Below are 2,191 nucleotides of genomic sequence, written 5' to 3'. Positions count from 1 at the left end.
AATAGCTGCCAATACCGAGCCGTACTGATCGACGAACTGCCGGAGCCGATCGGCCGACTCCTTCACATAGCCTTGCATCGGCGCAATGGCGTAGACCTGGCCGCTCGCCGTTGCGCCCTGATAGTTCGGCTTGATCGAAATCACCGTAGCGCTGGCGATGTTGGTGATTTCGTACCAGCGACCGTCGGGCCCGCGGAAGGCATCGCCCACCCGGCCGTTTGCCGAGAAGGCGGTACCGCTGCCGGTAACCGTCGCGCTATTGGCCGTGACGGCCACTGTTCCTGTTCCATACCAGGGCATGGTTTCGTCCTGTCAATTGAAGGCAAAAGAAAGCCCGCTCAGTGGCGGGCCGTGGTGTTGGTTTATATGGCTGTCCGCAATGGGTCAGCCAAACGGAATGGGCAGAGTTGAAGCGTCGATGTAGGTAACGGACGGTTTTCTTGGCGTCGGGATCTGATAGAACATATTGATGTAGCCCGACGATACCCAGCCGTTAATGGTGCAGCCTGCTTCGGTTGCCATCATGAATGTCAGGTTTCCGCCCTGGCCGAATGCGCCCTCCCTTGCCGAGATCGCCGAGCCGCCGAATCGATCCGTATGCAGCATGATTCGAGACCAGGGAAGACACGCCGCACAGTCTCCGCCGACCGCTATCGACAGCGAGTCCATCAAGATGCTGGCGTTGATGTGATTAGGGTCAGCGCCACCTATGGCCGTGGCTGTTCCAGTCTGCGTGGCGGCGCCTGCATATCCCCGCCCGTACCCTTGCGCGTTCACGCTCGGATTCGGCGGAATATGCGCCCCGTTGATATCAAGGAATGGCATCCCAGAGTCGAGCGTACATACTCCAACATCAGTCCATAGACGCAGCTTCGCGGGGCCCGACCCGAGGTCTTTCATGCGGTCAAAGACGTAGTATCGAGCGGACGTTGAAGCATGGGCGTACCAGAACGTATAGCTGTTCCCGTTACGGACAATTTGCTGAAGAACAGCGCGACCGGCAATGAAAACGAGCGGCGTGTCGGCAGTAACAGTGAACCCGTAAACCGGATCGGTATATGGAACGGGTTCGGTATTGTTGTTGTTTAGCGCTATTCGCGCCCGGCGTTGCGCATCGGTTATCTTGACCATGTAGCCGGATTTAATTAAACCCATCGTTACATAGTTAGAGTCGACTAGGTTTTTCCCGGCCGAATCCCAAGTTTTAAAGTGGGCCATTAGTAAACGCCGTAATGAACATCGTACGCCCCAGCGGCATCCGTGCCAGCGAACAGCCAGGAGAAAACCCCGTTGCCGTCGTACTCGACAACAGGGCGGCTGCCAACGTAGGTTCCACCGGAACCCAGTCGCGGTGTGATGAAGAAAAAGACCGTACCGGCTAGCGGAATACTGACGGTTATCGAGCCACTCGCCGTTGTGACTGGAAAACTGCCGATCACTTTACAAACGCTTCCCGTCTCCCGCATCAACAGGCGACCTGTTTCGTCGTACGATCTATAAACGACGCCCATTATCCGATCCCTAGTTCGAGGCCTTTAACACCATTGGGGTGATAAAGACGCAGCCATTGATTATTAATCGTCATCCGCCCTCCTCCGGCGACAGTTCCGTTAATTTCCAATGTTCCGGCTTTATCGAGGCGCCAACCGGTCTCGCCGGCGACATAGTTCGTAGACTGCAAGGCGTCTGCAATCTTGGCCATGGTGATGGTGCCTTCGCCGATGATGGCTGTGTTCATGAACACCTGCCCGCCCTGAATCACGAACGGTGTGGTTATTTGACCGTTAGCGACGTTGATCACAGCAAAGCGGTCTGCCTGGAACAGCACCTGCGACTGCATCCCATCCGGCGTGTTCTCGATGCCGATGCCCATGCCAGCGGCGTAGTACTTACCGTCCGCCGTGACACCCAATTTCACCGAGTACATCGCCTGCAGCTTGCCGTCCATGGTGGCCTGGGCTTGCTGCGTGGTCTGGATAGCGGATGTGTTCTGCCCTACCGTTGCCTCCAGCTGCTGGGTCGTCTGAACAACGGCGGCAAGGTCAGTCGCAACCGCTTGTTCGAGGATGGCGACAGTTGCCTGCGTCTCACCGACCGACGCCTGTAGCAGCGTGTCCCGCTCGACCGAAGCCAGGTTCTCCGACGCCCGCGTCCGCACTTCCTGTGCAAACTGGGCGGTAGCCTCGGCGCC

General features: G+C 57.6%; 2 protein-coding genes and 1 pseudogene. All 3 read right to left on the bottom strand.

The annotated features are described in order from the left end of the window. Positions 1-300: pseudogene (locus MCB86_RS03760) on the bottom strand (hypothetical protein); the annotation flags it as partial. An 84-nt stretch (positions 301-384) separates the two neighbouring features. Further along, complete coding sequence (locus MCB86_RS03755; protein ID WP_239609877.1) at positions 385-1,218, bottom strand: hypothetical protein; 834 nt, start codon at positions 1,216-1,218, stop codon at positions 385-387. Positions 1,219-1,510: 292 nt separating this feature from the next. Next, positions 1,511-2,191, bottom strand: a 681-nt coding sequence (locus tag MCB86_RS03750; protein ID WP_239609875.1) for a DUF1983 domain-containing protein, incomplete at its 5' end; no start/stop codon positions are given.

Origin of the sequence: Pseudomonas sp. KSR10 (genome assembly GCF_022355455.1) — a bacterium.
Taxonomy (GTDB): domain Bacteria; phylum Pseudomonadota; class Gammaproteobacteria; order Pseudomonadales; family Pseudomonadaceae; genus Stutzerimonas; species Stutzerimonas stutzeri_E.
This window is presented reverse-complemented; position numbering and strand designations above follow the sequence as displayed.